18 protein-coding genes are annotated in these 25,136 nt (G+C 67.4%); 10 read left to right on the top strand and 8 right to left on the bottom strand.

What is annotated here, in order from left to right:
• Positions 1 to 91 precede the first annotated feature (91 nt).
• Complete coding sequence (locus ACX9TP_RS11675) at positions 92 to 1,600, top strand: DUF8189 domain-containing protein (protein ID WP_482979782.1); 1,509 nt, start codon at positions 92 to 94, stop codon at positions 1,598 to 1,600.
• 66 nt (positions 1,601 to 1,666) lie between these two features.
• Here the strand turns inward: ACX9TP_RS11675 and ACX9TP_RS11670 are convergent, their stop codons facing one another.
• Positions 1,667 to 2,254: a TetR/AcrR family transcriptional regulator gene (locus ACX9TP_RS11670; protein WP_482979781.1), complete on the bottom strand. Its 588-nt coding sequence runs from the start codon at positions 2,252 to 2,254 to the stop codon at positions 1,667 to 1,669.
• Between the two features lie 142 nt (positions 2,255 to 2,396).
• On the opposite strand from ACX9TP_RS11670, the gene ACX9TP_RS11665 reads away from it, so the two are divergent.
• Together ACX9TP_RS11665 and ACX9TP_RS11660 are read left to right on the top strand one after the other, a co-directional pair.
• Positions 2,397 to 3,260 carry an SDR family NAD(P)-dependent oxidoreductase gene (locus tag ACX9TP_RS11665; protein ID WP_482979780.1) on the top strand — a complete coding sequence of 288 codons (864 nt, stop codon included), beginning with the start codon at positions 2,397 to 2,399 and terminating at the stop codon, positions 3,258 to 3,260.
• Positions 3,261 to 3,614: 354 nt separating this feature from the next.
• Positions 3,615 to 4,352: a Crp/Fnr family transcriptional regulator gene (locus ACX9TP_RS11660; RefSeq protein ID WP_482979779.1), complete on the top strand. Its 738-nt coding sequence runs from the start codon at positions 3,615 to 3,617 to the stop codon at positions 4,350 to 4,352.
• A 161-nt stretch (positions 4,353 to 4,513) separates the two neighbouring features.
• On the opposite strand, the gene ACX9TP_RS11655 is transcribed toward ACX9TP_RS11660, so the two are convergent.
• The 3 genes from ACX9TP_RS11655 to ACX9TP_RS11645 form a co-directional block, all read right to left on the bottom strand.
• Complete coding sequence (locus ACX9TP_RS11655) at positions 4,514 to 5,059, bottom strand: CHAP domain-containing protein (RefSeq protein WP_482979778.1); 546 nt, start codon at positions 5,057 to 5,059, stop codon at positions 4,514 to 4,516.
• Between the two features lie 74 nt (positions 5,060 to 5,133).
• The gene (locus tag ACX9TP_RS11650; protein WP_482979777.1) at positions 5,134 to 5,913 is read right to left on the bottom strand and encodes an endonuclease/exonuclease/phosphatase family protein; all 780 of its coding nucleotides are present in this window, start codon (positions 5,911 to 5,913) and stop codon (positions 5,134 to 5,136) included.
• 302 nt (positions 5,914 to 6,215) lie between these two features.
• Positions 6,216 to 6,746: a dihydrofolate reductase family protein gene (locus ACX9TP_RS11645; protein WP_482979776.1), complete on the bottom strand. Its 531-nt coding sequence runs from the start codon at positions 6,744 to 6,746 to the stop codon at positions 6,216 to 6,218.
• 108 nt (positions 6,747 to 6,854) lie between these two features.
• Here ACX9TP_RS11645 and ACX9TP_RS11640 point away from each other — a divergent pair, with 108 nt between their 5' ends.
• Positions 6,855 to 7,043 carry a hypothetical protein gene (locus ACX9TP_RS11640; RefSeq protein ID WP_482979775.1) on the top strand — a complete coding sequence of 63 codons (189 nt, stop codon included), beginning with the start codon at positions 6,855 to 6,857 and terminating at the stop codon, positions 7,041 to 7,043.
• Between the two features lie 9 nt (positions 7,044 to 7,052).
• On the opposite strand, the gene ACX9TP_RS11635 is transcribed toward ACX9TP_RS11640, so the two are convergent.
• Positions 7,053 to 10,355 carry a hypothetical protein gene (locus tag ACX9TP_RS11635; protein WP_482979774.1) on the bottom strand — a complete coding sequence of 1,101 codons (3,303 nt, stop codon included), beginning with the start codon at positions 10,353 to 10,355 and terminating at the stop codon, positions 7,053 to 7,055.
• A 1,061-nt stretch (positions 10,356 to 11,416) separates the two neighbouring features.
• On the opposite strand from ACX9TP_RS11635, the gene ACX9TP_RS11630 reads away from it, so the two are divergent.
• Entirely contained in the window at positions 11,417 to 12,112 is a 696-nt protein-coding gene (locus ACX9TP_RS11630) for a hypothetical protein (RefSeq protein ID WP_482979773.1), read from the top strand.
• 24 nt (positions 12,113 to 12,136) lie between these two features.
• On the top strand, positions 12,137 to 15,448 hold the full coding sequence (locus ACX9TP_RS11625) for a CHAT domain-containing protein (protein WP_482979772.1): 3,312 nt from the start codon (positions 12,137 to 12,139) through the stop codon (positions 15,446 to 15,448).
• A gap of 145 nt (positions 15,449 to 15,593) precedes the next feature.
• On the opposite strand, the gene ACX9TP_RS11620 is transcribed toward ACX9TP_RS11625, so the two are convergent.
• The 3 genes from ACX9TP_RS11620 to ACX9TP_RS11610 all read right to left on the bottom strand — a co-directional run bounded on the left by ACX9TP_RS11620 (position 15,594) and on the right by ACX9TP_RS11610 (position 19,760).
• Complete coding sequence (locus tag ACX9TP_RS11620) at positions 15,594 to 16,883, bottom strand: serine/threonine protein kinase (RefSeq protein ID WP_482979771.1); 1,290 nt, start codon at positions 16,881 to 16,883, stop codon at positions 15,594 to 15,596.
• 178 nt (positions 16,884 to 17,061) lie between these two features.
• A complete protein-coding gene (locus tag ACX9TP_RS11615) occupies positions 17,062 to 18,894 on the bottom strand; it encodes a serine/threonine protein kinase (protein ID WP_482979770.1) in 1,833 nt (610 codons plus the stop codon).
• Positions 18,895 to 18,905: 11 nt separating this feature from the next.
• Entirely contained in the window at positions 18,906 to 19,760 is an 855-nt protein-coding gene (locus ACX9TP_RS11610) for a DUF2381 family protein (protein WP_482979769.1), read from the bottom strand.
• 443 nt (positions 19,761 to 20,203) lie between these two features.
• Between ACX9TP_RS11610 and ACX9TP_RS11605 the strand changes: the two genes are divergently transcribed.
• From ACX9TP_RS11605 to ACX9TP_RS11590, 4 genes are all read left to right on the top strand, one after another.
• A complete protein-coding gene (locus tag ACX9TP_RS11605) occupies positions 20,204 to 20,431 on the top strand; it encodes a hypothetical protein (protein ID WP_482979768.1) in 228 nt (75 codons plus the stop codon).
• A 461-nt stretch (positions 20,432 to 20,892) separates the two neighbouring features.
• Positions 20,893 to 23,619 (top strand): bifunctional DNA primase/polymerase, encoded by a 2,727-nt coding sequence (locus ACX9TP_RS11600; protein WP_482979767.1) that lies wholly within the window; start codon positions 20,893 to 20,895, stop codon positions 23,617 to 23,619.
• Entirely contained in the window at positions 23,616 to 23,867 is a 252-nt protein-coding gene (locus tag ACX9TP_RS11595) for a helix-turn-helix domain-containing protein (RefSeq protein ID WP_482979766.1), read from the top strand. The genes ACX9TP_RS11600 and ACX9TP_RS11595 overlap by 4 nt, the downstream gene beginning before the upstream one ends.
• Complete coding sequence (locus ACX9TP_RS11590; protein WP_482979765.1) at positions 23,864 to 25,075, top strand: tyrosine-type recombinase/integrase; 1,212 nt, start codon at positions 23,864 to 23,866, stop codon at positions 25,073 to 25,075. The genes ACX9TP_RS11595 and ACX9TP_RS11590 overlap by 4 nt, the downstream gene beginning before the upstream one ends.
• The last annotated feature ends 61 nt before the right edge of the window (positions 25,076 to 25,136 follow it).

The raw sequence follows: 25,136 nt of genomic DNA, 5'->3' as shown, positions 1-25,136 counted from the left end.
ATGATATCTGTCAAAAGCCCCAACCACTTCCTTGCCAGGACGAGGGGGCCAATCCGGTCCCGTCCTGCGATGAAGGATGGAGACAGACACCATGTTGATTGGAATTGTATCCCGCCGCCGGACGGCGCTGGTCGCGGCGTTGGGATTGGGGACACTGCTCGGCTGTGGCGGCGACGCGGAGCTGGCCGAGTCCGAGGGGCCCGACACGTCGCCCGCCGGGAGCATGCGCAACAGCGAGGCGGACCTCTATGTGGCCTCCGCGCGGCTGTGGCGGCCGATGACCGTGGCCGTGTGCTGGGAGAACCCGGGGCTGTTGGATGGCACTCAGCGGCAGTGGGTGCGCAACGCGGTGGCACGTACGTGGGAGACCCGCTCCGGTGTTCGCTTCACCGGCTGGGGCACCTGCGCGGCGGCCTCCCAGGGCATCCGCATCAACATCAGCGACGCCGGCCCCCATGTGAAGGCGCTGGGCAACGGGCTCAATGGCCGGGCCCAGGGCATGGTGCTGAACTTCACGTTCAACAACTGGGGCCAGTCGTGCAGGAACACGCTTCAGTACTGCATCGAAGCCATCGCGGTGCACGAGTTCGGCCACGCCATGGGCTACGCCCACGAGCAGAACCGTCCGGACACGCCGTCCTCCTGTACCGAGCCTCCTCAGGGCTCCTCGGGTGACCTGACCATCGGCCCGTGGGACCTGAGCTCGGTGATGAACTACTGCAATCCGCAATGGAATGGGGATGGCAACCTCAGCGCCACGGACCAACAGGGAGCGCAGCAGACGTATGGCGTTCCCTGGGATGTGCTGGGCGGCAATCACACCTCCGGACCCGCGGTGGCCGCGCGAGGCGCGAACCGGCTGGACGTGTTCGCCCGGGGCACGGACAACCAGCTGTGGCAGGCGTACTGGACCGGAACCACGTGGAACTTGTGGTTCCCGCTCGGCGGCACCCTGACGTCGGACCCGGCGGCGGTGAGCCGGGATTCCACCCGCATCGACGTTTTCGCGCGGGGCGCGGACAACGCCATCTATCAAAAGTCCTGGAACGGGCTCCTGTGGAATGACTGGTCGTCGTTGGGAGGTAGCTTTGCCTCGGGGCCCGCGGTGGCGTCGTGGGGCGCGAGCCGGATGGACGTGTTCGTCCGGGGCACGGACAACCAGCTGTACCAGGCGTACTGGACCGGAACCACGTGGAACGCGTGGTTCCCGCTCGGCGGCACCCTGACGTCGGACCCGGCGGCGGTGAGCTGGGGCTCCAACCGCATCGACGTTTTCGTGCGGGGCACGGACAACGCCATCCATCAAAAGTCCTGGAACGGACTCTCGTGGAGTGGCTGGTCGTCGCTGGGCGGTAACTTCACCTCGTCTCCCGCGGTGGCTTCGCGGGGCGCGAACCAGCTGGACGTGTTCGCCCGGGGCACGGACAACAACCTGTGGATGAACAGCTGGAATGGAGCGAGCTGGAGCGGGTGGCAGTGGCGCGGCGGTGAGCTGGCCACCGCGCCAGAGGCCGTGAGCAAGGCGGCGGGCCAGCTGGATGTCTTCTACGTCAGCCCGGATGGCTCGATGCGGCACTCCGGGTACAACAACGGGTGGTGAGCGGTTGAGTTGACACCGAAGGCCCGGGGTTCGCGGAGGTGGCTGGGACTGCGCCTCCGCGAGCCGTCACTTCGGCGTGGGCCGCAGGCCATCCAGCAGGATGGTCAGGTAGCGCTCGGCGGAGCCCCGCGAGTCGCCTCCGATATCCACCGCGTGCGCGACGCCACACATCAGCCGCCGGAGGTCGTCGGCGCCCACCTCCGGCCGCACGACACCCGAGCGGTGGGCCCGGGTCAGCACGCGCCGGGTCGCCGCGCCGAGCTCCACCTTCAGCTGCGACGTCAGCGGGCTGGCGTCCTCGGGCGCGTTGAGGACCTCCGCGAGTCCCACGTCCGCCAGCATCAGGTCCAGGAGTGCGTGCAGGAAGCGCTGGAGGCCCTGGCGCACGTTGTCGGCGGCTTCCGCCTCGCGGGCCTCGTCGAGCAGGGACTGGAGGTGCTCGCGCACCAGCGCCTCCAGCAGGTCCTGGCGCGTGGGGAAGTGGCGGTACACCGTGCCCACGCCCACGCCCGCCGCGCGCGCAAGCTGGTTCATCTGCAAGGACGCGTCGCCCCCCGCGAGCTGCTCCCGGGCCACGGCCAGCACGCGCTCCCGGTTGCGCGCGGCATCGGCGCGCAGCGGACCTTCCTCGGGCGGTTGCTCCCTCTTCTTCATGGCCACAGTCTAACAAGCGGATTCGCCATCCGATTGGATTGCGCATCCATTTCGCCGCCTTTATCCACCGCCCAAGCGGATAGGTCATCCACTTCAACTCATCGACCGGGGCGCCAGGCGGGCGTCCACGGAGGGCATTGCCATGGAAACGAAGGGGCAGGAGCGGACCGCGCTCATCACAGGCGCCAGCTCCGGCATCGGGCTCGAGCTCGCCCGGAGGCTGCTCTCCGAGGGCTTGCAGGTCGTCGCACTGAATCGCTCGGGCTTCCCGGAGGACGACCCGCTCCTCCAGGACAGCCTGGGCACGGGCAGGCTGCGCGTCTACCGGGCGGACCTCTCCGACTTCGACAGCCTGAGGGCCGCGCTGGGACAGATGAAGGCCCGGGAGGAGAAGCTCGACCTGCTGTTCAACAACGCGGGCGGCAGCTTCCCGGAGCTCCTCTTCTCCAAGCAGGGGCGTGAGCTGCACTACGAGGTGCAGACGGTGGTGCCCTACATCCTCTTCATGGAGCTGAAGGCGCTGCTGCGAAAGGGAGGCCTGAAGACCGTCATCAACACCTCCACCAACGCCTTCGACTTCGTGAGGCGGTTCGACCCTGACACGTTGGAGCGTCCCCCCACCTTCAAGAAGCTCCTGGGCCCCTATGCGACGTCCAAGCTGGCGCTCTCGCTGTGGACCCGGGAGCTCGGTCCCCTGGCCGCCGCCGAGGGCTTCAAGCTCCACAGCGTGGACCCGGGGAGCAACAACACCCTGCGGAACGGAAGGAACCCCGGGCTCCCCCTCCTCGCGTTGCTCATCATGAGATGGGTCGCCCCTCCCCCGAGCCGGGGGGCTTCGCTGCTCTACGACGCAGCCATGGACGGGAACGGGAAGGTGTCAGGCACCTACATCCGTAACGGCGTGGCGAAAGAGCTGAGGTTCGTCGAGCAGGGCCAGAAAGTCCTGGAGAAGGTGAGCGCCATCTACGAGCGGGAGTTCCTGGCGCCGAAACCCAACCCTGTGTGAGCACCAAGGCCTCACGGAGCATCCACCCAGGCAGGAATGGTTCGCGCCCCCGGAGGACGACGTCAGCTTCAACTTCCAATGCAACGGGGGCTGCGCGGAGTGAGCGGCTCGGCGGTCCACGAAGTGTGCAGGCCGTCGCAGGTGCGGCGCGGCGACGACGGGTGCCCGCGAGCCTGTGATGTGAGCCCATCGCCCGCCGGGTGGGCGCGCCACTCCTGACATCCGACCTCGGCGCCTCCTCACTGGCCGCTTCACATTTTCCAAGACGCCGGCCGCGCGTGGGCCTCTTCCTAGAGACCTGGTCGCGCCCCCTTCGTGCGAGGGGTTCCTGGAACCGGGCGAAGGGACACATTCATGAGCTGGCGCTCCCTGGAGACCTGCCACCCGCTGACGCGTGCCCGCCTGGAGCGGGCAGCCCTCCCGCTCTGCCTTCCAGCCGGAGACGTGCTGCTCACCGCTGGCGGTGCGGGCGAGCACGTCTTCTTCCTCTCCCACGGTGTGGTGCGAGTGTTCCACGCGCTGTCCGAGGACAGCCAGTTCACCGTGCAGTTGCTCCGGGCACCGAGCGCCTTCGGGGTGCTGGAGGTACTCCACGGCCTGCCCTGGGCCGTCTCGGTGGAGGCGCTCACGCCCCTGAAGGGCCTCCAGGTGCCCGCGGACACCTTCCGGGCCGAGCTCTCCGGGGACCATGGCCTCACCCGCGGCGTGCTGGACGAGGTGGCGTCCCAGCTGGAGGGCACCCTGCGCGCCAGCCGGGCCCTGGGCTTCGAGGGCTGTGAGCACCGGCTGTTCCGCGTGCTGCTGGAGTACGCGGAGCACTTCGGCCGCCCGTGCGCCGAGGGGCTCGTCATCCGCTACCCGCTGTCCCGCCACCGGCTGGCCCTGGAGATTGGCGCCGCCCGGCGCAGCGTGGACCGGGCCCTGGCGGGCCTGGCGGCCGACAAGCTGCTGTCGCTGTCGCCCAAGGGCTGGCAGGTGCTGCATGACCCCGAGCGCCTGCGAGACAGGCTGCGCTCGGAGACCTCGGGACGCGCGGCCGGGCGCCGCCGGACGGGGAGCTGCCCGGCGGCGGCTTCGTCCCCCGCGCCTTGAGTGCGACAGACACATGTCGCACCGCGGGCCGCCCTTCATCGAGGCGCCCAGACTCCACCTGAGCCTGCTGAGCCCACGAGAGCGTCCGAGTCCTCGCCGTCAAGGACGACGGCGTGACGGCCGGGAGGAGCTGCCCTCCCCGGCCGCCCGCCATGATGGGATTAGATCGGGCCCGCGCAGCCGGCGGTGTGGGCGCCGCGGGGGCACCAGAAGCCGCGGATGTTCAGGCCGTCCTTGCTGCCATCCCGCGCGGTGCAGTAGCTGCCGCCCCAGTTGGACTCGTGGATGTAGATGCGGTTGGGGCTCGGGGCGAAGTCCACCCGGTCGACGTAGGCGACGTGCCCGGCGGGGTTCGAGCTCGCGATGACGGCCACGCAGCTCGCGTGGGCGTGGTTGCTGTTGATGATGTTGAGCTTGTCCTGCCAGGTCCACAGCCCGGTCGGCAGGCCGGGCGCCCGGCACCGCGCGTAGGTCGTGCACTGGTCATCGCAGTAGGGTGCGCACGGACCGTCGAACGCCGCGGCGCTCACGTTGTTCTCCTCATCCTCGTGCGCATGGCCGTCATGCTCCGAAGGCGTGGAGACCTCCGGCTGAGCGGGGACCTCGGTGGCGGTCTCCTGGGAGGCCTCGGTGCCGCCACAGCCGGCGGCGACCAGGGCCAGGGTGAGAAGGGACAGCGGGAACAGCTTCGTGGGGAAACGCAGCATGGGTACGACCTCCTTGGGGGGTGAGGGGCTCTGCAGGAGCGGCGCGGCCGTGTGGGCGCACGTCGCGGTGAGGGCTATGGCGCGGGGACGGTGATGGTCATCTTCACCGGCCGGTGGTCACTGCCGGTCTGCGGCAGGTGGTGCAGGTCGCGAGTGGCGATGGCCTGGGACACGTAGAAGCCGTCGATACGCTGGCCCGCGTCGGGGCCGCGCGGCTTCAGGCCGGTACGTCCGCCAATGTTGTTCGGGTCCTCATCGACCACCTTGTTCCAGTCAGCGCCCAGGATCAGCAGCTTCTCGCTGCGGTTCGCGAAGGCCACGACGCTGTCCGCCATGGTGTCGTAGGGGCCGCCAGGACCGGTCTGGCAGCGCGCCGGGGGCATGTGCAGCGACGCGAGGCGGACCCAGCGGCCGTTGAGCAACTGGACGTCCACGCGGGCAATCCACCGGGTCATGATGCCGCAGGGGTCGCCGTCGGTCCCCTTCACCAGCGCCAGCTCGGCAGCGGCTTGCACCGCCGACCTGCGGATGACCACGGCGCTGCCCTGCCGGTCCTCGGACGAGGTGTCCTGACGCACGATCCACTCGTCACCCAGGATGTTGCGCAGGTTGACGTTCTTCGCCTCCTGGACGAACACGATGTCGGCCTCGGGGCCGATGGTGTTCCAGTCGCTGCGGACCCCGGCATCACCGCGGAAGGCGAGGTTGGCCGTCACCACCCGCAGCTCCGCGGAGGCCAGCAGTGACGTTTCCCGCGAGGGCGACGGCTGGACGCTGGCGGTCGCGGCGCCGGAGGCCACCAGCATCGCGAATGCCGCACCCGCGAGGGTGGCGAGGCTCTTCATCATCTTCATGGCTTCTCCTGGTCCGTGAGAAAGGCGCCCGAGCGCGTCAGGCACCCACTCCATGGAGGCCAGGAATACGAGCGTGTCTCAACACCCCCAAGGGCCCCCCGCACCGGTTGCGACATTTGGCGCGGGGAAGCTCTGACAGGCTCGAATTGCAATTGACTTCTGGCCCCGTCCTGAATCAGCCGGGCCGCATTCTCCACGCCGACGACGGGCGGCAAGCCGTGCTCCCGTCAGAATACCGACCCACCTGCCCTGCGTTCCGGAGGGGTTGGTGGGACAGCTGCCCTTCACAGCCAGTCGCGAGCTCAAGCAGGAACGTAGACCAGCCTGATCACATCCTCGCCAATCCGATCATGAGACATAAGGCGGAGCGGCGGCCGGGGTCCGGCGAAATATGGCGCGCCATGGCCAAGCACGACGGGGTGCAGGTAGATTCGATACTCATCGATCAGGCCAAGTTCGGTGAGGCTTTTCGCCAGGTTCGGGCCAGCAACTTCGATCTCCCCGTCGCGCTCGGCCTTCAGCTTGCGGATTGCGCCCTCGAGATCAGCTTCAACAAGCCTGGCGTTGGGGCCGACCGACTTCAACGAGCGCGAGACGACCCATTTCGGCTGGTTCCGCCACGCCGCCGCGAAGGCGCGTTCATCTGCATCCCATTCAGGATGCTCTTCGTCCCAGTAACGCATGATCTCATACATGTTGCGACCGTACACACTGCCCGCCTGCCCCTTCGCCTCCTCGATGAAGTGGCGGAAGAGCGTGGGGCCTGGCGCAAACCTCATATGGTCGACGTAGCCGTCCAGGGACTGGTTCATTCCGAACACGAGCTTGGCCATACCCACTTCCTTTCCTACCCGGCACATCCGCGCAGCTCTGATTGCGTGATGCAATCGTTTTCAAGCTAGAGCGACTGATTTCATATCGCAATCGGTTTTGGAGTGTGCATGAACGCCCCCCCGCTCGGGCTGCCCAATCAATCTGACTCTCGAGGCGCTGGGGGATTGGTATCCCGTCGCGACGACCCCAGCCACAAGCAGAAGGTCATCTACAGCCTGACCGAAGCATCCATCGCGCTGGTGCCCTTGCTGGCCTACCTCGGCGACCTGACTGGAGACTCGCAACCGCAGGCGTGAATCGCGCGTTCACTCGTCGGCTTCGTAGTTCTCGTTCGCCTCTTCGAGCTGCTCGATGAATTCCTCCGGGACGTTCTCCCAGCCGCGAAGGATGTCGAGCAACGCTTCGCGGAGCTCCTCACCCTCGAGGCCCACATTTCTCAGCCCCCCCAGCTCGCCGATGAGCTGGTGCGTGACTGGGTTGTTGTCATCATCGAGGCCCGCCGCTTCGAGCAGCTCAACGAAGTCATCACCGCGGATTCCAAACTCGTTGGCGACATTGATGATGGCGAACAGCCCGGACTGGCCGGAGACGCGGTCGCCCTCGACGTCAATCTGCTCGGAGACGACCTGTCGGACCTGCTCGGGCGTGAGGCCGAAGAACCCGAGCTCCGCCAGCCCCCCGACAGACGACAGGCCGACGAGGTTCTCCGCCTCGGCTTCGGAGAACCCGAGCTCTTCGAGGATCGCCTGCGTCTCCTCGAATGGATCCACGCCTTCGCCTTCGATAAGGATACCGACCCCGCGGACGACCGCGCCGAGCGTCCCGACGAGCGCGCCCACGACGGTGCCGGCGCCTGGGACAAGTTCCGCGAGATCGCCCAGTGACGAGATGGCGCTTCCTACGACCTTGACAATCTCTCCGGCGGTCGCGCCGTCGCCCAGCGCACCGACGTCCTCGGCGAGCTGGATGCCGCCGACAATCAAGCTGACACCTGGGAGCGCGCGCGACGCGAAGTCCGCGGCCGTGCCGGCGGCCTGCGCTGCGACACGGCCCGCCCGTGAGTAGCTCCCGAGGACGCCCGCCGCGAGCTCGAGGCCTGCTTCGGACGTCGACAGCAGCTCCTTCACCGCGGTGCCGAACTCACCGTCGAGCGCGGACTGCGCAACACCGTACAGGCCCGCGCCGACCGCGCCGACGGCGAGCGCCTTCCCCAGCGGGCTCTTGCCCTCCCAGTCATCGATGTGCCCCTGCAGCACGTCGAGGTCGCCGTTGCGAAGCGCCTGGATGTCCTCGAGGAATCCGGTGACCGCTCCGGGGATGTCCTTGAACGTACCCGCGGCCTTGAGGTCGCCGACGAGCTCCTCGAACTGCGCATCGAACTGCGCGGGGTCGAGCCCCTTCGCGAGAAGCTCGGCCTGCGCATTGGGGATTCCGTGCGCGAGAATCTGGTCCGAGACGAACGCCTCGATGTCACCGCCTTCGACGTGTTCATCGAGCGCATCCGTCAGGGCCTGGTTCTGGTTCAGCTCGCCCGCCCAGCGTACCGCTTCGTCGGCGTGGTCCGGGCTTCGGGCCAGCTGCGCGTAGCCTTTCGTCAGGGCCGTGACTGCTTCTTCCGACCCTTGGACCGCCGCCTGCTCGAGTGCGCCGCCGCTGCTCGCGAGCGTCCGAGACAGTTCGTTGGCGAGCCGCTCTTCGCTGGCCTTGATGTCGTCGTTGGGGTCTCGCGACCAGAACGCATCGACATATGCGGCTCGCTCGGCATCGGTGAGGGCCACTCCGACCTGCGCGAGCTCGCCGTCGAGCCGTGCCTGCGCCTCGGCGCGGGCGCTCGCCGCCGTGTCGTATTGCCCCTGAAGTTCGGTGACCTTCCCGGTGATTGCCTCAGACGTCTTCGACAGGGCGCCGACGTTGTTGGCGCGTCCCGCGGCCTCGACGAACGCCGATGCGAGGTTCAACCCGATGTCGTTGACGAACCCCTTCAGACTGCCGTCGAGCTCCTCGAGCGTGTGCTCCGGGACCTGCGCGAAGACCGCGTCCGCAACGCCAGCCAGCGCCTCCGCGGAAGCCTTCTCGCCCACACGCGCCAGCGGACCGAGGAACGACTCGAGCTGCTCCGGCGTGCTGATGTCATGCGCCGCGGACTCGAGCGTCGGCGTGAGCTTCGTGAGATACGCGTCGACCGCCGCATCGCTGAGGTTGGCCGCGTTCGCCTCGACGGCTTCGGCAAGCTCGCGCGGATTCGCTCCGCTCGCGGCGAGCGCCTCGACCTCCGCGGCAGCATCGCCCGCCTTCGACGGAATGTTGGCTGCGACGAGGACATCGTTTACCACCGCCGGGAGCGCGTCTTCGGGCACGCCTCCAGCCGCGGCGACCTGGGCCTGCGCGGCGCGATATGCCTCAGCACGTTGCTCGGGAGTCGCCGTGGGTGACAGCTCACGGTCCACCGCTGTAGCGACCTGCGGCTCCACCGCCGCCGGGATGCCGTTCTCCTGAAGAACGCGGGCGGCTGCCGCGGGTAGCGCCTCCGGGTTGATGCCCGTATCTCCCAGCCCGCCTACCTCGTCGACGTAGGCTTGGACGGCGGCCTCGGCCGCGGACCGTTGTTCAGGCGTTGCATCCGGGGAGATTGTCGCATCGACAGCGGCGCGGACCGCCGCCTGCTCCTCCTCTTCGGCCGTGAATTGGTTGAAGCCACCGTCGCCTGGGCGCTGCAGCCCGCCCAGCTTCGCGAAGAGCAACCTGGCGCCCATCCCCTCGAGCGCCCCGAGGCCGTCCTTCGGCCCGGCCTCGTCCGCGAGCGCCACGAGGACCCCCTTGCCCGCGAGCGCCGTCAGGGCACCCACGTCCGTCTTGACCCGCTTCGCCTCGAGGGCGGCCATGGTGGTGACCTCGCCGGCGGTGGGGGTGCCCTGGCTCCGCAGTTTCTGCTCGAGCGCGCGGGTGGCCCCGGACAGCCGCAGCGCGTCCGCGGTGGAGTCCTTCGGCGTGGCGAGCCCGGCGAGGACCTCCCCCGTGCGCGTCGGCACGATGCCCGTGGGGATGCGGCCCTCGGGGACGAAGCCGGTGGGCGTGGTGCCTGCGCGCTCCGCCAGGCGCGCGGCGAGCGGCGAGCCCTCCGGCACGATGCCCGTGGAGAGGCGGCCGTCACCGCGCCTGCTGTCGAGTTGCTGGGCGAGCGGCGAGCCCTCCGGCACGATGCCCGTGGGTAGGCGGCGCTCGGGCAGTCCGTGGGGGCGCACAGCGAACGTGTCCGACGTCGGGCGGCGGTCCGGGACGATGCCGCCCGGCACGCGGTAGGTGGGCGCGTCCTCGGCCACCTTCACCTGGGGCAGTTGCACCTTGAGCGTGGGGCGGTTGCCCGTGGGGGGCGTGGGGTTGAAGCCGCTCCTCGCCGCGGTGACAATGCGGCTCGACACGCTCTCCGGCCGCGCAGCGCTCGCCAGCTTCTGCGCGGCAGTGGCCGTGGACTTCACCGCCGCCTTCGCGGGAGTTGCCGCCGTGCTGGCCGTCCTCAGTGCACCCGCGGGCCTGGGCGCCAGCGGCGCGGAGGGGACCGGCTTGGGCCTGGTGAGGGTGAGATTGGGCAGCAGGGGCTTCTTGACCATGTGGCGCTCCGGCAGGAGAGACGTCGCGCGGTGCTACGGGGGAGCGGGGAAAATGGTTACACCCGACGGGTCGGGAGGAACGCCCGCCTTCAAGACGCCGGGACTTCCTGAACGACTGCCGCTCCTTCGGCCGGGACGCGTGGTGGAGTCCTCCCGGGGCCCTCGACTGCCAGGGCACGGTGGCGTGGTGGCTGGAAGAGGTGCAGGTGCTGGAGCCGCTGTGCAGGCGCCAAGGACGAGACCTGCCACGCCATGCGCCCCTTGCACTTCGATGATGAACTCAGCGGCCCGCGGCGCCCCGACACCTGAAGACCTCGTGGTGCCCATGCCCCGGCCGACCCACCGAGGCCCGCGCGTGGAGTTCGGCGGGATGCGGACGGCCCCCACGCCTACAAGCGGCGGGTGAAGGACATGGAGGCGCTTGGCCGAAAAACAAAACCCCGTGGCACCTTGCGGTGCCACGGGGTTCCTTGCTGCTTGGAGGCGGCGGGAATCGAACCCGCAGACAAGGCGATGGAAAACCCCAGGCAGGACGCGCTGTTACCCGCTATCGCCTTGATCTCACGTCGGTTCGTTGTGCCGCCCTATCCCGTCTTGCCCCATCTTGTCCCGTTCTAATCCACGCTGGAGGGTCACACTGGGGGCACATGCGATTCCGTCCCAGCCCACCGATTGCTCGGACATGTCCAGTTCGGCTGGGTGGGGTGCACCCGCGTCGGTCGGCGCCCGCTTGGGTCCAGAGGAGCACTCGCGTCGGCCTCCGCCAGTTCGGCTCGGTGGAGTGTGCCGTGACAGCAGCCACCCAGGCGAGGTTCCAAAAGCTAGCGAGAGTGCGTCCTTCATCACCTCCGAGCGCAGGCGCGTAGACGATGAAGACCCAGCGAAGCGCCGTCGCCTTGGACATGAGCGAATCCCCCCCGTCTCGACACCAGCCAGACATTCGCCGCCAAGCCGCCATGCAAGGGCAGCCTACTCGCTCCAAGGGCGGCGTAGGAAGCGTTGAGCCCAGGCCGTCACAAAGCTTTACGTTGATTTCTATCCAAGAAACCCCTGGGGGTCTCATGCTCGAAATCAGCTTTCCGGTCCCACGGCTGCAGTCTGTCGAGTTGCGCCTCGACAAGACGAAAGGAATCTCCGCTGGAACGGGGGCGCCGTACGCGTTGAAGGACTTGCTCTCGGTCGGGGCGCCTCAGGTATTCCCCTTGGATGCCGAGCGGACGCGGGCCGACGACGAGGTGCGCAACTTCATCGAAACGCAGGGCGGACGCAACGCATACCACCTGATTTGCCTCGCGTGCAGCTTCAACCCCTCCACTGAGGAGCGCGTTGTCGAGGCTTGGCTGCAGGTGGATTTGACCGGTGCGGAGGAGGCGGATCAGCCGGAACCGATCGCATGGTCGCTGGAGCCCTTGAGGTCGGGAGCCCATCCGTCCGAGGTTGAGAACTCGATGAAGATCGGCGGCAGTCTCAAATTCCTGAGCGCGGAGTTCTCGCGGAAGACCCGGTTGCAGTCGACCGAGGTGGTCGTCGAGGCTCACAACGAGTTGTGCATCAATCCGTACTGGCAGTTCCGCGAGCCCAGTGGACAGCTCTTGAGCGGAATCTTCCGATTGGGGCTCATTACGCAGAGCCTGTGTGGCGTCCGAGTCACCGGTGGATTGAGTATTCGCGCGAACGTCCTCCGGATGGCCATGCGCCTGGTCCCTTACAAGGCCGTGCTGGAAAAGACGCCGGTGCGATCGTTCGTCCTCGCCTAAACGCACTAGGAGCAGGAGCACTTCATGGAAACGCCGCATCCCGATCTCGCGCTCTTCGAACAGCTTGCGTCGATCGCCGGCCGGGAGCGAAGGCACGAGTTTCTCTTCGCCCACCCGCAGCTCTTGTCCCGCGCTTTTCAGCAGGGCGCGGAGGCGAATCTCCGGTCGCTGCCGCCCGCTGCGGCCCGCTCCCTTCACGAAGCGATCAGCTATGCGCGCAGGATGCTGGATGCCCTGAAGGAGGGCCGCGAACGTTTCCCCCTCGGAACCGGGCCGGTAGAACAGCTCTGGAATCGCGTCCGCGCCAGCGAGGTGACGATGGCGCACGCCATGAATCTGGCGGCGGCGCCCGAATTCCGTGTCCTGCTCTCGCCGGCCTATGCCGCGTGGGTGAAGTCGCGGGCGGACGATCTGATGATGTCTGGTGCGGCACGAGATGCGGTGATCATGATGCGGCTCCTGGGGGCCGCGCTCCACGGAGGCCCTCCGGCGGTGGAGGCACCGCAGGAACTGCTCCAGATGCGTCGCGGCCATGACCTCGATTGGCTCGACCTGGCGAGCGTATTCTTGGTCGAGCACGCGGACGGGCGCATCTACCGAGACGCACTGCGCGCGGGCGGACGCCTGCTCAGCGAGTTGACAGAGCCGGAGCTGGCTGAGATGCGGGGGACAACCCTCTACCGCCTGGGGACCTTGCACCTGCTCCCATATACGGCCTTTACGGCCGAAAGTGGATTACACACCTTTCGCGCGGATCATGCGCGGTGGATGTCGCGGTTCCAGGAGGAGCATCGGGACGAGCTCATCGGGTTGTCCCAAGATCGATGGCTGATGCCTGAACCCGCCGACGCGCTGGCGGCAGCGGAGCGCTACCTGCGCGAAGCGGTATCATTACTCGAGGGTCCAGCCCTGGGGTACTGCCTGAAGGACTTGGCTCAGGCACTCGAGTGGCAACAGCTGATTGGGACGAAGATTGCCAAGGCCGAGGTAATCCGGGGGCTGTGCCATCAGGCCATCACATTGACCGAGTCGGAGGGCCTGCCCGCCCGCTTGACGGTGCTGCCGATCTTGCGCCGGTGGGGAGAGTCACTCTCCCCCAGCCAAGTCGGTACCCTTTGCCACCAACTCGTGGATTACGCCGGCGGTGTGTCCAGAGGTCAGTTTTTGGGGGCGCTCTCTGTTCTGGGGGATAGCCACCCCGTCCAAACCCTCGCGCTCATGGACGCGGTGCGCGAGCAGTATGCCGATGAATCAGAACTGGGTCGAGTCGCGTTCTGGCAACTGGAACTCAGGCTGATCTTCGACATCTGGCGCGACTGGATCCCGCGGGAGCTATCCGTGGGCGGCCTCCTCAAGAAGGCCCGACGCTTTATTGATAGCAAAGACCGCGAGGGTGTCCCTCACCGTTCACCGGCGGAGGGTCTCATCGCGCTGGCGGTGGCTGGATTGCGCGGGGACCTGCAATCCGAGGCCATCACGATTGTGGAGGACGTGGTCAAGGTGGTTCCCAATTTCGTGGCGGCTCACGAGCACGCCATCGAGCTGCTGCGCGCCGAGTTGCGCTACAATGGGACCGGACACGCGTTCCAGGCCAAAGACTACGCGACAGCCATCAGGTTGAATGCGGAGGCGGCGCGACATTACCTGAGCTTGGGGCTGACCAATCGGGCGATGTTCTGCTGGAAGCGCATCTTCGACTTGGCAGGTCGCCATGGCGAGCCGGCAGGGGTGGTGGGCGAGTCGCTGCGTGCCTTGGAGGCCTTGGCCGTTCCGCTCCAGGCCGCACTCGGGGACCGAGCCGTCACGGCGGTCAACGATCTGTGCACGCGACTGCTCGCCAACTACGAAAGGAAGATAAGCACCGAAGCGAAATTCGTACTCTGCCAATTCGCCAAGGGGTTGCGCTTCGGTGCTGTGCTGCAGGAGGGGGCGCGCTACCGCTGGCAGGAGGATGAGGCCGGGTGCCAGCTGCTCGAACAAATCCGTTCTGCCGAGATAGCACTAATGCCGGAGTCCTCGGCGGCCGATGAGGCGAACCAGGGACCTCTCCTGGATGAAGAGCTCGTGCTCGGGGCGTACGTCGGTGCAGTCGAGCAACAACCTGGCGCGACCGCCCGCCAGCGGCTTGCCAATCTCCAGCGCAGCTTTGACCGCCGGGTTTCCCAGGCGATCCTCGCGCCCGCCCGTGGCCCCCCCCCTGTTTGCCTCTTCAAAAGGTACCAAGCTTGCTTGGACGAGCGGACCGTCCTGGCTTTTCTGTACATAGGGCCTCACGACAGGTTCACGGCCATCTACAGCTTCCTGGTGACCCGCGACCAGCAGTTGTTCCACTGCATTCCCTATGGCCTGCCTGGGACGTGGAAGGTGTCGACCCGCACCCGCGACCAACATGCCGAGTTCGAGTGCACCGCTCTAATTGTCGGACACCTGCGCAAGCACCTCCTCCAGACTCCCGAGGGACAGCGCGTCTCGCCCGAGGCCGCCGAGATCCTCGCCCAAGGGTTCGACCACTTCTTCGGCGGCGCGGAGGTGCTGGAACAGCTCCGGGCCCAGGGCAAAAATCACATCTGCATCGTTCCGCATGGAGCGCTGCACTACTATCCGTTCCACTTGATCGGAGCATCCAACCGGCCGTTGGCGACACAGTGGATCGTCACGTACCTGCCGCATCCGCTCCTCCTGTTCCCGAACCGCCGCAGCACCCTTCCGGTGGAGGATGAGCAGCGCAAGTCCTCTGGTGGAACTAGGGTCATTGGGCTTGAGTATCGAGATGTCAACCCGTACGGCTTGCCTGATCTGCCCCAATCGCGCGATGAGGTGGAGGAGGTTGCGGCCGTGCTAGGTGTTGAGCCTGTTTTCGAGCGCGACGCGAAGGAATCAGCGGTCCTCGACGCCTTGACGACGGTCCGGTCCGTGCATCTCTCGATGCACGGGCGGCATAACGTCGCTGCGCCTGCGTTCCAGTGCCTGTACACGGCGCGGGATGAAGGGGGGGACGGTCGGGTGAACGCCTACGAGCTACTCTCGGCTGACTTCTCGCAGTTGCACCTAGTGACACTCAGCGCCTGCGAAACCACGCTGGGACGGTTCGACGCCGGTGACAACCTGCGTGGGCTGCCCGCGAGCTTGCTCCTGGGCGGCGCACATTGCCTGATTGGCACTCTCTGGCCGGTGGATGCCGACGCCTCCAAGCTATTCTTCGTGACGCTCTACACAGCCCTGAACGCCGGTTCCAATCGGCTGGAGGCGTTCGCCGCCGCGCAACGAGCCACTCGGCGCGAATTTCCCAGATATCAGGACTGGGGTCCCTTCTACTTCGTTGGCCAGTGGACCTGAACCTGGGCCTGCCCGACTCTGTGGCTCTCCCGCACTTTGTGTGGTCCCTGGCCGCAGGGACACCTGAAACCTGTGCATTCTCGGTGCGCGACGAGGACACCCTTCCTGCGTGTTGGCCTGCCCTCGGTGTGGAAGTAGGCGCCCTTCAGATTGGCGGCTGCTTGAGCGAGCGGTGCGGCCCTCCACCGGGCACGGTCGTCACATCGTCCGGGTGGCGCGTTGAAGCAGCAGTCGTTCGCGAACCATTAGAGGGCTCGGTCTCTGCCGAAAGCTCGTCCGCGCTGGCGGCTTCAGTCACGGGCGGTGTGATGCCACCCTCGTCTTCTGGCACTTCCAAGTCCCAGAGCCTGTCACCCGCATCCACCAGCGCCCACTGAACCTCCCGCACCGCGTCTTCGCCCGAGTATGGCCCTATCTGCGCCAGCCGCGCACGCATGACGGTTTCCAACTCGGCGGCCGTGGCGAAGCGCTCGGCGGGGGTGCGCCGCAGCAGCGTGTGGAGGATGTCCCGAAGGGGTACGGGCAACCCTTCCGCCGCGTGCTCTATGTCCTCGGAGCGGTAGGCCATCGCGCACCAGATGGCGTCCTCGGCGAATGGCGGCAGCTCCGTTACCATGGACGCCACCGAGGCCGCGAGCGCCTGTTCCCTCTCCTCTTTCGACAGCCGCGCCTCCACGTCCTCAATGCGCAGGTGGCCTGGGTCATAAAGGTGCCGCCCAGTGGCGAACTCCAGCAGGGTGAGCCCCAGGGAGAATAGGTCAGCCCGAGCGTCGACCACCTCTCCCAGCAACATCTCCGGGGCGGCATAGAGAACTTCGCCCTGGGGACGCGGGAGCGAGGTCGCCAGCCGGCCCGCCAAATGCGAGAGGGCCACCCCGAAGTCCGTCAGCCGCACCTCGCCGTGCGGGCCCATGCGAATACGGGCTGGGTTCACGTCGCGGTTGACGATGCCCAGCGGCAGGCCCGCGCCATCCGTGCGCGTGTGCGCGTAGCCCAGGGCCGCCGCGACTTCGGCACCCACGTAGAGGGTGAACGCCTCGGAGAAGTAGCGCCCGCACGCCTGGGCCACGCTCAGCAGCGTGTTGAGCGTCAGCCCCTCGATGTTCTCCATCGCCACACACAGTCCACAAGGAATCTCGAAGAGGCCGTAGACGCGGGCGATGCGTGGATGCTGGAGGTACTGCGCCAGCCTGACCTCTTCCTCCAGCCGAGCACGGGTGCGCCGGTACTTCTCGGTCAGGTTCGCCGCTTGCGGCCGGGGCACGCACTTGAGCACCACACAGGAGCCCAGCCGCTGTCCCGTGCGGGTCTGGGCGAGGAGGATTCGCTCGCCGACACGCCCTTGCCCCAGGTCCCGGAAGAACTCGTAGGAGGTGTCGCCATTCGTGAATAGGACAACGCTCTCGGCACGCCGAAAGTCAGACGGATTGGACATGGGCGGGAAGCTCCGGTGCCGAGGCGAAAGGGATTGCGCAAAGGCAGACGCAAGCTACTGCCAGCCCACTCCGAGAGGAACGACGTGACAGGTCAAAAAACTTCGAAATCTTATTCACCAGAAGTGAAAAGAGGGAGCCCTGAATTGCAAAGAAGCTTTACGCCCCCCCCCCGGGGAACTACGGCCAGCGCTCAACGGCATAGGCCGGGAACGTCCGAGGGAGCTGCACCGCTCCTGGTCTTGAATCGGGGCCTTTCACGGAGGCAGGCACATACCCATCAGGGCCCAGCACAATGCAGACCGGCACGGTGCGGCCATCGGGAAGCTGCGCCTCGGTGTAGCGGCCCACGGCCACCTCGCCACTCGTCCACAGATAGCCCGAAAGCAGCGTCCCTACCGGCAGTCCCTTCAAATCGCTTCTGCGCACCACTCCAGTCACGGGACCATCAGCGTAGACCCCCAACTCGCCCTGGGCACCGAGTTGTCGCCTGTCCAAGGTGAGCTGCACGCTCGCACGCTTGGGCAAGCGTAGCCCGTCCTTGCGCTCCCAATTGAACATGGCATCGCGCGCCTCGGCAGGGCAGTCAGCGGGTTCGGGACGAACCTGGGCACCCGGGCAGCCCAACTGGAAAGCTGCGGCAATCGTCGCACCCGTGCACGTCTTGAGAAAGGTCGCCCAGGGCGACGGGGGCCAGCTCGGACGCGAGGCGGAATCCTTCGGCTTTCTGGCGGTGGGCTCGGCTGGGAGGGGCATGGGAGCGGGAGCGCGCTTCACGGGAGGGCTTTCCTTCTGGACAGGTGCGGGAGGGGGTAAAGCTACCCCAGGGGAGGACGTGGCGGGCGCTGGAGGCGAGGTGGCGGCCACCGCGCCGGAACCTGCGTCCCGAGTGACGGAAGGCGGGGCGGGTGCTCGGACCTCCGGAGCCTGCGTCATTGGAGGCGTGGAGTGGCGCAGCAGCGCGTAAGCAGCCAGCACCACCACGCCGAGCGCCACGGCGGTCACCGCGCCCGCTACGCGCCGCCGTGGGGGCCGGTGCGCCACCTGCGGTTCCTCCTCCTGCGGCGTGTCGGGAGCGAGCAGGAGGTGCGGCGCAGGAACATGCAGGGGCACTACCCACTCACCACCCTGTTGCGACAGCAAAGCTTCCAGCTCCCGGCGCATGACTTCGGCCGTGGGCGCTCGCTTCTCCGGCTGGCGGGCTATGAAGTGCAGGACCGCAGTGCTCAGCGGCTCGGGCACTCGCGGGTTGAGGGTGTGGGGCGCGGGTGCCGGCCACTGGCCCCCCACCAGCACACGCGGCGGCTCGCTGGCTGGCTGCGCATTCGTCAGCACGTCATAAAGGCAGATGCCCAGCGCGTACACGTCATCGGTCGCATTGAACTCGTAGCGCGCGCCGTGCTCGTCCCCGTGCTCGCGCAGGAAACGCGACGCCTCGGGAGAGCGATAGCGCCGGGTGCCGGGCGGCAGCGGCGTGTCCGTCAACTCCGGGGCCAGCGTGTAGTCCCCCGCGCTGAAATCCAGAATGAAGGGCTCACCGTCCGAGGCACGCACGAGGATATTGCCCAGCTTCAAGTCCCGGTGAAAGACGCCCCGCGCGTGCAGGTGGGCCAGCGCCGCTGCGAGCCTGACGAACACGCGCACCACCTCGCGCGCCGTCGGGTGCGTCTTCTCCACCCACTCGCCCAGCGTGTAGCCCTCCACGTAGTCGAGGACGACGTAGAGCCAGCCCTTGGTCACATCAGGCCAGCGCCCGTGGGCGTGGACGCGCACGATGTTGGGATGGCCGCTGACCTGGACAAGGCACACCATCTCCCGCATCAGTCGTGCATCCGCCTGCTCCGCGTCCCCGCTGCTGGCGCGGTGCATGGCGATCTTCATCGCGCAGCGCTGGCCGTCCTTCTCCACGAGGTAGACGGCGCCGTAGGTGCCCGAGCCCAGCAGCCGCAGCACACGCCAGCCGTCTACCATCTGCCCGGGTTGCAGGTGCGCCGGGCTTATCGCGGTCAACATGCGAAGCGGTTCTAGAACGCGAAGCGCGGGATGAGAAGGCGCCGGGCGCCAGCGCTGTCGCGCAGCTCCAACCGGAGGGCTGCGCCTTCCGGCCAGCTCGGAGCCCCTGTTTCCACTACTACAAGGGTCGTCCCTCCCGGCTCAATCCGCGGCTCCCGCATTCGCACCGCAAGCACATTGATGCGCTCGCCGCTCGCGACGGTGGCAAGCCGCGCCTCGGTAGGTATCCAAGGCTCCGAGCCAGTGTTGCGCACCCACAGGGCCACGGCGGCCCAGCCGCTCGCCCGAAAGGAGACCACCTCTTCGGGCATGAGTCGCCCACCCTCTTGCAGTCCCACCTCTAGGACCTTGCTGGCCTGGACTCCCGGCCAATTCAATAGGCCCGTGAAGATCATCCCAGCCGGGCCGCTCGCAGCGCTGCGCACTCGGAGCGCTTCCAGCTCAGCATCCTTGGCCGCGCACGCGGCGCGCAACTCGTCCAGTTCGGCCTGCACTGCCTCTGCCGTGCGCGGCAGCCGCGACACCATCACTTGGCCGTCCACTTCGGAGGCGTGCGTGACGAGCGAGAACACGGCGCGGGGTGGGGCCAAGCCGTCCGTAAAAGGCACGGTCAGCGCCACACTCTGCCCGGACGCTACTTCCATTGCCGGCCGTAGCACGACGGCGCGATTGGTGACCTCGAACAGCGAGAAGCGCCCCCCCGAGTCGCCGAGCGTTACCGCGTCGCGGTCCACGGGTGAGTCGAACTCCAGGGTGGTGAGGTAGTCGGGAGCGACGCGCAGTTCTACTGGCTTGTCGGCCGTGGCCACGGAGAGCGCCACACGACGCCGCTTCAGCTCTCGCCCGTGTGGGGCGTCCTGGGCCATGGCCTTCGCGCCCAGCAGGGGGACAGACAGCAGAACGAGCCGACGTGGGACAGAAGGCACCGGCAGACAACCTCCTAAGAACTTCGCCCAACCTAGCAGGTGAGGCGCCAGTTCCGGTCGCCGTTGCACTCCCCGCACCTGTGGGCGCCGTTTCGGCAAGATTTCAGGGGGTACGAACGGCGAAACCAGCGGGGCCCCCAGTTTTTCTGGAAATTTTCTGAGCGTGTACGACCGCCGAGCACGGTCCCAAGTGCCTGCGCTTTGGAAATCGGAGCCGGGGGGATGCCTCCAGGTCCGTCCACCGCGAGGGCAGGCTGCGGAATGCCAGGCCCCCCGCGTTGCAAGCAAGCCGGGCACGACCGCCCATCACTGCCGGAGCCCGTGAGCCACCCGCATTTACCGCACGCATTTACCGGCTGGGAGGGAGACAAAGAAAATCAAACATGATTGAGACTATCGAATCCTACCGTCCCCACGTCATCGCGGCGCTCACTCAAGCGGGGCCCGATGGCCTCTCCGTGAAGGAGCTGCGCGCGAGCCTCGGAGCCGGAGAGCAGGTCATCCGCCGAACCCTCACCGTTCTTCTCGCGACCGGCGTGGTGCGCGCGTCCCTGCGCTACAGGCCCGGCGTGCGCGGTGCGGTGCCGCGCGTCTACCAGCTCGCGGGGTGACAATGCGGGAGGCGTGGGCGCGAAGCCTTCAGCCGTGCTTCCCCAGTCACAGGCCCTTGGCCCCGCTGCCCCTCCACACCGGGGCACGAAGCGGGGCAGCCCCCGCCACGCCAAGTATCCGAGACCACAACTCTTTTGCGCGCCCTTCGTTTCTCTGCCCCGCCTGCCCCGCCTGTTTCAGAGAAGAGAGAGAGATAGGAAGAGGAACACAACCCCCAAGACGACAATTGCCAGTCATTCAATTCCTCTCATTCCTCTTGCTTAGACTCGTGTGTATTCCGCCGGGGTGCCGGGGCAGCGGGGCAGGTCGCCAAATTCCAGAGTGAGTCTCACGGGTTAGCCCTGCCCCGCTTTTGACCCCGCTCCCTGTTCCGCCCCGCTTCGTTGCTGAACGTCAACGCGCCAGCCCTCCGGCTGACCGCGAATCCCCCCTCTCATTTCCTCTTGTCTCTGGAGCTGTCGTGGAAGCCATTCACCCGGACTCGACTCACTCACTGGAATCAGCAGCCCTGGAGTACGCCGGGCGCGGCTGGCGCGTCTTCCCCTGCTACGAGCCCGTTCGCTCCCCCTCCGGAGCCCTCATCTGCGCCTGTCCGAAGGGCGAGCGGTGCGGCAACGCTGGCAAGCACCCGCGCACTGCCAACGGCATGAAGGACGCCACCACGGACGCGGCGCTCATTCGCGCGTGGTGGCGGCAGTGGCCTACGGCCAACGTCGCCATTGCCACGGGCGCGACCTCCGGCATCGACGTTGTAGACGCTGACGCCAAAGCCGACGGGGTGGTGGTGCTTTTGAAACTGGCGGACGAGCGGGGCGAGCTTCCCGAGACCGTCACGGCGCGCACCAGCGGCGGCGGCTGTCACGTCTACTTCCGCCACTCGGGCATGGTGTCGAAGGCTGGAAGCATCGCGCCCGGCATCGACACGCGAGGCGACGGTGGGTACGTCATCGCGCCGCTCAGCCTCCACCGCACCGGGGAGAGGTACGCATGGGAGAAGGGGCTCGCACCCTCGGAGATTCCGCTCGCGGAAGCACCGGAGTGGATCCGCAACGCCGCCCAGCCGAAGCGTGCCCGTCCCGCCCCGGTGCTGCCCGTCAACACGGTCAACGCGTGGCAGCCGCCCAGCCATGATGGGCTCACCGAGGTGCAGCTCCGGAAGCGGTTGCGCGAGGCGACCGACCCGAAGCACGCAGCGGCAGTGGAGCGGATGCTGGCGGCAAGGGAGCTGTTCCCGAAGGGACACCATGAAGACAACCTCTGGGCCTTCATTTCGTACCTGCGTTTCAAGTGCCCCGAGGCGTCCGACGCAACGCTCTTGCGACTCCTCGGGCCGACCGTGGATGCCATGGCGTGTGATGACCATGACGCGCGCGAAGCGGCCGAGGTGCTCCAGCGAGTGAATGCGGAGTACGCCGCGTCGCTGGCGGATTCCGTACAGCTCGCCGCAGTTGCGCGTGCCGTTGGTGGGCACCGCCCGTCAACCGAGGCCAGCCCCGCCCCTGGACAGCACCCCGAGGTTGGGACCTGGATAGCCGCACCGGGTTACGCCGTCCACGACGGTCTCTCGCTCGGCATCTTCAAGTACACCGACAAGGGCAACCTTTCCGCCATTGCTGCCGCTCCGATCAACATCACGGAGACGGGCGAGGATGAGCACGGCACCTGCTACGTGACGGTGCGCTGGCTGCACGGCGACCGGGAGCGCTCGGAGACGATGCCGCGCGCCAAGGTGTCGGGGAACGACATCCTGGAGCTGGCCGGAAGAGGCGCCCCCCTCACCAGCAGCAACAGCAAGCGGGTGCAGGACTTCCTCCAGGCCCAAGAGCAGCACTGCCACGCGAGCCTGCCCAGGGTTCGCATCTTCACCCAGAGCGGTTGGTCGAAGGACATGCGCAGCTTCGTCGTGGGCCGGCAGGTCATTGGCGAGCCCGGCCGGGTCATCATGCCCGGTGAGGCGGCCTTCGTTGATGCCCTGGTGCCGGGCGGCTCGGTGGACGAGCACCTGCGGCTGATGCTGGCCGTGCGCGACAGGAGCCCCATCGCGGAGATGGCGTGGGCTGCCGGCTTCGCGGCGCCCCTGTTGCGGCTGCTGGGCCTGCGCAGCATGTGCCTGTCCGTCTGGGGGCCCTCCGGCGCGGGGAAGTCCGCAGTGCAGGCCACCACCACCTCGGTGTGGGGCCGCCCTTCGGGCCTCAAGGTCAGCGGCGATGTGTCGTCCGCCGCGTTGCAGGGCGAACTGGCCCGGCACCGCGACCTGCCCACCTGGATTGACGACACGCAAGTGACGCGCGAGGGGATGACCCACCTGATGGCCTACATCGTCGGAACGGAAACGAGCGGCGCTCGCGCGACGCAGACGGGAGAGTTGCGTACGCGGAAGACCTGGCGCTCGCTGGCCTTCATCTCCGGAGAGAAGCCGCTGTTGCAGGTCGGCGGCGCGGCGGGAGCGAAGAACCGCACGCTGGAGGTATGCGCCCAGCCGCTCGGTGACGCGAACCTCGCCACGCTCACGCATCAGGGCTTGGAGAAGCACCACGGACACGCGGGGCCTGCCTTCATCCTCGTGCTGATGGAGCAATTCATCCGTGCGGAGCGTCTGGACGAACTTCGCGAGCAACATCGGCAGCTCACCTCGAAGATGGCCACCGAAACGACGGAGCAGGCACGCTACGCGGCGCTGCTGGTACTGGCCGACGTGCTCGCGCGCACGCTCGTCTGCGGCGAAGACGAATCCAGCGCCCGAGTCGCCGCACTCGACGCGGGGCAAGCCTTCTGTGCCGCCGTGCGGAAGGAGTCTCGCGAAACGCAGACGACAGCCGATGCGGCCTACGACCTCATCATGAACCACGTCACCGCGAACTGGACCGGGTTCTCCCAGCCCGTCGCCCTCAAGCGCCCAGGCATGGTGCTAGAGGAGAAGGACGCCAACGGACGGAGCATCGTCGCCATCTTCCAGACGACCATGCAGGAAATCGCGCGGGAGGGGCGCTTCGATACCCGGCAGGTGCTGACGGAGTTGGTGACGAAGGGGCTGGCGCTCAAGGACGAAGGGCACCTGACGCGGAAGGTGTCCGTCGAAGGGAAGCGCGTCCGCGCCTACTGCATGGTGCTGGACGACGCGCGAATGGAGGCGGGGCGTACGCAAGGCCCTGCGCGCGGTGCCCACATGGTGGGGGACGAGCCATGAGCGCGTGTGCTGGCAACGAGCAGAGGCCGCAGGACACCCGCGAGGCCGGTGCAAGCGCCCCCGAGTTCCTGACCGTCGAAGAGGCCGCAGCACTCCTGCGCGTGAACCGGAAGACGCTCTACGAGTCGATCCGGCTCGGACAGGTGCCCGGAGTCCTCCACCTCGGACGATCCATCCGCATCCGCCGCGTCGTCTTGCTACGTTGGATGCCGGGTCACAGCGGTCCTGCGCTCGGAGAGAAGCGATGAGCGTCAGGCTGCGGAAGTGGAAGACGAAGGAGGGCAAGGTGCAGGAGGCGTGGTGGGTGGACGTGAAGTACCAGCACCCCAACGGGAGGGTGGAGCGAATCCGCAAGGCATCGCCCATCAACACCCGCCGGGGCGCCGAGGAGTACGAGCGTCAGGTCCGCCATGCCCTCCTGACCGGCACCTTCGGGAAGGAGAAGCAGAACGAGACGGGCCGGGTCCTCACCCTCGGGGAGTTCGTCCCGCGCTTCATCACGTACAGCGAGAACAACAACAAGCACTCCAGCGTCGTCACCAAGCGGCAGATTCTTGATGGCCACCTCGTGCCCGCGTTCGGGAGCATGGCCCTGGACGCCATCGGCCCTGCGGAAATCGAGGACTTCAAGGCCGCCATGCGCAAGAAGCCGTCAGGAGCACGCGCCCGGAAGGACGCCCCCACGCGGGCAGCCCTCCGCAAGCGCAAGGGCACCGGCCCGAAGCTCCTGAGCCTCAAGTCCATCAACAACGTGCTCACGGTGCTGCACAAGCTGCTCGCACTGGCGCAGGAACAGGGCGTCATCGCCCACGTCCCGCGCGTGAAGCTCTTCAGGACGGAGAAGCCTGCCTTCGACTTCCTCACCTTCGAGGAGGCCGAGCGGCTTACTGCCGACGCCGAGCCGGAGTGGCGGCCGGTGCTGCTGGTGGCCCTCAAGACGGGCCTGCGGCAGGGAGAGCTGATCGGGCTCCAGTGGAGCGACGTGGACTTGCAGCGCGGCAAGCTGCACGTCCGGCGCACCATCTGGCGCGGGGTGACGGGCTCACCGAAGGGCGGACGCGAGCGGACGGTGGACCTGCCGGCCTCGGCGGTGGACTCACTCAAGGGGCACCGGCACCTACGCGGGCCCTACGTGTTCTGCCAGCAGGACGGCCAGCCGCTCACCGATGGCCTGATGAAGGTGCCGCTCCAGCGTGCGGTACAGCGGGCGGGCATCTGCCGCGAGCAGGGGCGCATCGGCTGGCACGACCTGCGCCACACCTACGGCAGTCACCTCGCCATGCGGGGCGTCCCGCTCAAGGTCATCCAGGAGCTGATGGGCCACGCGACCATCGAGATGACCATGCGGTACGCCCACCTTGCGCCGGAGGCGCGGGAGAGCACTGTGCAGCAGCTCGACCGGCCCGTGCCCCAGCTCCACGCCGCACCGGGCAGAGACGCCGGAGGGGCCCACTGAGGGCACATGAGGCACCGAGGCCAAAGAAAAAGCCCAGCAACCCGGTGAGATTGCTGGGCTT

It is taken from the genome of Pyxidicoccus sp. M15 (genome assembly GCF_056858435.1).
The sequence above is the reverse complement of the archived record's forward strand: the minus strand, read 5'-3'. Positions and strand labels throughout refer to the sequence as shown.

Bases quoted from the DNA above. Each gene is read 5' to 3' on its own strand.
- ACX9TP_RS11675 (WP_482979782.1), top strand. From the start codon at position 92: ATGTTGATTGGAATTGTATCCCGCCGCCGGACGGCGCTGGTCGCGGCG.
- ACX9TP_RS11670 (WP_482979781.1), bottom strand. From the start codon at position 2,254: ATGAAGAAGAGGGAGCAACCGCCCGAGGAAGGTCCGCTGCGCGCCGAT.
- ACX9TP_RS11665 (WP_482979780.1), top strand. From the start codon at position 2,397: ATGGAAACGAAGGGGCAGGAGCGGACCGCGCTCATCACAGGCGCCAGC.
- ACX9TP_RS11660 (WP_482979779.1), top strand. From the start codon at position 3,615: ATGAGCTGGCGCTCCCTGGAGACCTGCCACCCGCTGACGCGTGCCCGC.
- ACX9TP_RS11655 (WP_482979778.1), bottom strand. From the start codon at position 5,059: ATGCTGCGTTTCCCCACGAAGCTGTTCCCGCTGTCCCTTCTCACCCTG.
- ACX9TP_RS11650 (WP_482979777.1), bottom strand. From the start codon at position 5,913: ATGAAGATGATGAAGAGCCTCGCCACCCTCGCGGGTGCGGCATTCGCG.
- ACX9TP_RS11645 (WP_482979776.1), bottom strand. From the start codon at position 6,746: ATGGCCAAGCTCGTGTTCGGAATGAACCAGTCCCTGGACGGCTACGTC.
- ACX9TP_RS11640 (WP_482979775.1), top strand. From the start codon at position 6,855: ATGAACGCCCCCCCGCTCGGGCTGCCCAATCAATCTGACTCTCGAGGC.
- ACX9TP_RS11635 (WP_482979774.1), bottom strand. From the start codon at position 10,355: ATGGTCAAGAAGCCCCTGCTGCCCAATCTCACCCTCACCAGGCCCAAG.
- ACX9TP_RS11630 (WP_482979773.1), top strand. From the start codon at position 11,417: ATGCTCGAAATCAGCTTTCCGGTCCCACGGCTGCAGTCTGTCGAGTTG.
- ACX9TP_RS11625 (WP_482979772.1), top strand. From the start codon at position 12,137: ATGGAAACGCCGCATCCCGATCTCGCGCTCTTCGAACAGCTTGCGTCG.
- ACX9TP_RS11620 (WP_482979771.1), bottom strand. From the start codon at position 16,883: ATGTCCAATCCGTCTGACTTTCGGCGTGCCGAGAGCGTTGTCCTATTC.
- ACX9TP_RS11615 (WP_482979770.1), bottom strand. From the start codon at position 18,894: ATGTTGACCGCGATAAGCCCGGCGCACCTGCAACCCGGGCAGATGGTA.
- ACX9TP_RS11610 (WP_482979769.1), bottom strand. From the start codon at position 19,760: ATGGCCCAGGACGCCCCACACGGGCGAGAGCTGAAGCGGCGTCGTGTG.
- ACX9TP_RS11605 (WP_482979768.1), top strand. From the start codon at position 20,204: ATGATTGAGACTATCGAATCCTACCGTCCCCACGTCATCGCGGCGCTC.
- ACX9TP_RS11595 (WP_482979766.1), top strand. From the start codon at position 23,616: ATGAGCGCGTGTGCTGGCAACGAGCAGAGGCCGCAGGACACCCGCGAG.
- ACX9TP_RS11590 (WP_482979765.1), top strand. From the start codon at position 23,864: ATGAGCGTCAGGCTGCGGAAGTGGAAGACGAAGGAGGGCAAGGTGCAG.